Source organism: Streptomyces sp. NPDC006265 (assembly GCF_040613555.1).
In the GTDB taxonomy this organism is placed as follows: Bacteria; Actinomycetota; Actinomycetes; order Streptomycetales; family Streptomycetaceae; genus Streptomyces.
Genome location: NZ_JBEXSH010000861.1, coordinates 1 through 3,827, shown reverse-complemented (window position 1 = coordinate 3,827; position 3,827 = coordinate 1). Strand labels below are relative to the sequence as shown.

The 3,827-nt window shown below is 68.6% G+C and carries 4 protein-coding genes and 1 pseudogene; all 5 read left to right on the top strand.

Annotated features, from left to right (window positions below; translation table 11 throughout):
• On the top strand, window positions 1–1,271 hold a 1,271-nt coding region (locus ABZ281_RS41610), incomplete at its 5' end, for a molybdopterin-dependent oxidoreductase (protein WP_356663134.1).
• The gene (locus tag ABZ281_RS41605) at window positions 1,264–1,953 is read left to right on the top strand and encodes a class I SAM-dependent methyltransferase (protein ID WP_356663133.1); all 690 of its coding nucleotides are present in this window, start codon (window positions 1,264–1,266) and stop codon (window positions 1,951–1,953) included. The genes ABZ281_RS41610 and ABZ281_RS41605, both read left to right, overlap by 8 nt.
• Window positions 1,950–2,627 carry a hypothetical protein gene (locus ABZ281_RS41600; protein ID WP_356663132.1) on the top strand — a complete coding sequence of 226 codons (678 nt, stop codon included), beginning with the start codon at window positions 1,950–1,952 and terminating at the stop codon, window positions 2,625–2,627. The genes ABZ281_RS41605 and ABZ281_RS41600 overlap by 4 nt, the downstream gene beginning before the upstream one ends.
• Window positions 2,614–3,600: a BtrH N-terminal domain-containing protein gene (locus ABZ281_RS41595; protein ID WP_356663131.1), complete on the top strand. Its 987-nt coding sequence runs from the start codon at window positions 2,614–2,616 to the stop codon at window positions 3,598–3,600. Before ABZ281_RS41600 ends, ABZ281_RS41595 begins: the two co-directional genes overlap by 14 nt.
• Window positions 3,597–3,827 (top strand): annotated as a pseudogene (locus tag ABZ281_RS41590) (hypothetical protein); the annotation flags it as partial. The gene ABZ281_RS41595 and the pseudogene ABZ281_RS41590, both read left to right, overlap by 4 nt.

The following is a 3,827-nucleotide window of genomic DNA, read 5'->3' as shown; positions in this document are numbered from 1 at the left end:
GACTCACACCCGAGCTCATCCACGAAGCCACCCGCTCCTACGCCCTCGCCTCACGGGCGTGCATCGAGGCCGGAACCGGTCTGTCGCAAAACGAGAACTCCTTCGACACCCACCGCGCCATCGCCCTCCTCGCCGCGATCTGCGGAAACATCGACGCCCCCGGCGGCGACGTGATCTGGGAGCCGATGCCGATCGAGGGCCGGCGCACCTTCCCCCGCTCCGACCTGCTCCCGGAGGAGCAGGCGAAGAAACGGATCGGCGGAGACAGGCACAAGATCCTCTCGATGTCCGGCTGGGTCGCCCCGGGAGACCTGCACGAGGCCATCGTGACCGGCTCGCCGTACCCGATCACCTCGATGCTGGTCTTCGGCAGCAACATGCTGGCCTCCCACGAGAACACCGAGCTGGTCCGTAAGGCGATGAGCAAGCTGGACCTGGTCGTCGTGTGCGACCTGTTCATGACGCCGACCGCCCGGTACGCCGACGTCGTCCTGCCGACGTCGAGCTGGCTCGAGCGGGACCAGATCGTCGAGTTCAACTCCTACATCGCGGCCCGGCAGAAGATCGCCACGGTCGACGGCTGCCGCTCGGACGAGGAGATCATCCTCCAGCTCGCCCAACGGCTCGGCCTGAGCGAGCACTTCTTCCCCTCGCTGGAAGCCGCTCTCGACGCGAAGCTGGCCGGCATCGAGCTCACCTGGGAACAGTTCACGAAGATCGGCTACATCCGCAACGACAAGCGGTACCGCAAGTACCGCGACGGCGGATTCCGTACCCGGTCCGGACGCGTGAACCTCATGAACAACGGGCTGCGGGCCATGGGCTACGAGCCGTTCCCGGTCTTCCGGCGCCCGCCGAAGACGGACCCGGCTCTGCCGTACCTGATGACCAGCGCCCATCCACGCCAGTTCTACAACACCGAGTTCCACCAACTCCCGACGACCTCGCGCGGCCAGACCACGGCGCGGGTGACCGTCCACCCGGACACCGCGGAGCGGGAAGGGCTGACAGAGGGCGAAGAGGTGGACCTCTTCACGCGGACCGGTGCGCGCGGGGTGCGCATGACGGTCAAGATCTCCGACTCCGTCGCACCGAACGTCGTGATGGCGGACGCCGGCTGGTGGTATCCGGGCGAGTCCTCGGTCGACGAGTCGCTCAGATCCTCGGTCAATCTCCTGACGGACAACGACCGTTCCGACGTGCACATGGGGAGCGCGACGATGAGAGGTGTAGCAGTGGGAATACGGCGGCTGGGGCCGGACCGTGGCTAGCGCGCGGGGCGCCGTCGCCGCGCGGGTGCCGGAGACCGACGAGGGCCTGCAGGGCGACGAACTGGCCCTCAAATACGACGAGATGCAGCGCCACATCCGGGACAACGGCTGGCTCCAGGAGAAGATAGACGACATCCTGGCGGCGGAGATCTCCTCCGGCGAGGTCCTGGAGCTGGGATGCGGCCCGGGCTACCTGGGCCTGGAATGGATCATCCAGGCCGAGGACTCCGCCCGGCTCGTCGGCCTCGACATCTCACCGGCGATGCTCCGACGGGCGACCCTCAACGCGAACGGGTACGGCGTCGCCGGGCGATGCGCCTACGAATGCGGCACGGTACTGTCCCTGCCGTTCGAGGACCACCGCTTCGATCACGTCATCAGCGCGTCCTCACTGCACGAATGGGCGGATCCGGTGACCGCCCTTTCGGAGATGCACCGCGTGCTCAGGCCGGGCGGCCGGTACTGCGTCTCCGATCTGCGCAGGGACGTCGACCGTACGACGTTCCAGTTCATGAAGGCGAACATCGCGGCCGACATGCGCCCGGGCTTCCGCACCTCGATCCGGTCCTCATACGTCAAGAGCGAGATCGAAGAGTTGCTGCGAGGCACCGCGCTCGACACGGCCGTCGTGACGGAAGTGCAGATGGGGATCGTCATCACGGGCAGGAAGGAAGCGCCATGAACGCACTCGCGGGAAGTTCGCCGGCCATCACCGCCACGCGCGACGGGCGCTTCCCCGACCGCGCCGGCTTCGGCCGGGCCTGGGAGGAGATCCTCCAGACGTCGAGCACATGGCGGGACCTCGACTGCGGTCTGTACCTGTCGGCCTGGTGCGGATACGCGCCGGACCACGTCGTGGAGAAGTTCGCCGGGGTCAACCACGTCGGCATCTACATGGGCGACTACGACAACGACGACGAGGTGTTCGACTGGAACGCCCACCTGAACGACCTCCGGGCGTCCGGCCGGATCACCATCGTCGAGATGGGGCCGTCGTACATCTCCCCCCGGCAGTACGGCACGCCGGGATGGTGGAACTCGATCGCCCTCTCCGACGGACGGGTCATCGAGATGTTCGCCTGCCGCCGGTTCGGCCCCTGGGCGGACCGCCCCGCCGGCGAGCGGGGACGGCTGATGTCGCACGTCGCCATCGACGTGCACACCGACGCCGACGTCCGCTACCTCCTGGACGTCCTCGACCGGGACGTCGACCACCTCGAGAACATCGCGTTCACCGAGGCGGACGAACTCGGCCACACCTACGGGCATCTGCGCAACAACGACAGCGGCTCCGTGCTCGAGATCGTCTACGAGGCGCCGCGCGGCGGAACGGGGCACGGCGATGGCGGTCATTGAGATCTCGCCGTACTCCGGCGAACACTGCGAATCCACCGCGCTGCTCAACATGCTCCGCAACCACGACATCGAGCTGAGCGAGCCGCTGATCTTCGGGCTGGGACAGGGCCTGTCGTTCCTGTACTGGCACTCGAAACAGATGCCCAGCCCGTTCCTCGCCGGCCGGGTCAAACCCGACCACCTCATGCGCAACGTGGCGGACGCCCTCGCCCTGGAGCTGCGGGCACAGGAGACGTCCTCGGCGGCGAAGGCCGAGGCCACACTGATCGAGGCTCTCGACGAGGGCGACGTGGTGGGCCTCAAGCTCGACCGCTACCACCTCGACTACGCGCGGGAGAACCACCACTTCGCCGCGCACTACGTCGCCTGCCTCGGCTACGAGGACGACAGGTTCGTCGTCGTCGAGACCCGCGCGCTCGGCGTCCAGTCGACGTCGCGGGAAAGCCTGGCCAGGGCCCGGGCCGCCAAGGGGCCGATGTCCTCGCGCCACCTGTCGGTCCGGGTGGACCCGCGCGGCTACGACGAGTCGATCCTCGCGAAGGCCTGCCGGACCTCGATCCTCGCCGCCGCACAGGACTTCCTGAGCCCGCCGATCACCAACATGGGATTCAAGGGGATCGCGAAGGCCGGCTCGCTCATGCGCGGGTGGCACGACAAGCTCGACCGTCCCGTGGAGGCGATGAGCGCCGTCGGCACCAGCATGGAGGAAGGCGGCACGGGCGGCGGACTCTTCCGGACGCTGTGGGCGCAGTTCCTGGAAGAGGCGCACGAGCTGACCGGCGTCGAGGCCTACGACGAGCTCGCCGTCGAGTACCGCCGCATCGCCAAGCGCTGGACGGACGTGGCGAACCTGCTGCGCGACGCCGACGACGCCGGTGCCCGGCGCTCGCTCGACGAGGCCGCGGCGATCGTCGACAGCGTGGCGGCCGAGGAGCGAACGGCGATGGCACGGCTGGAGGAGGCGTCCCGATGACCACGCTCGCCCGGCCGGCCGGCCACGACCCGCGCGGCGCACTGCGCGACACCCTCGTCTCCCGCGTCGACATCGCGCGGAAGGTCGCCGCGGTCACGTCACTGGACCGGCAGGCGCTCGACGCCTGGGTCGCGGAGGCGCTCTCCGCGACCGTGGAGCACGCCTGCCGCATGATACGACTATCGGTGCGTGCCTGTGGACAACCAGCGCAGCCGTCTCCCGCGACC

What these genes read in the sequence shown, in the direction of transcription:
- ABZ281_RS41600 (WP_356663132.1), top strand. Translation starts at nt 1,950, where the DNA reads ATGAACGCACTCGCGGGAAGTTCGCCGGCCATCACCGCCACGCGCGAC.
- ABZ281_RS41595 (WP_356663131.1), top strand. Translation starts at nt 2,614, where the DNA reads ATGGCGGTCATTGAGATCTCGCCGTACTCCGGCGAACACTGCGAATCC.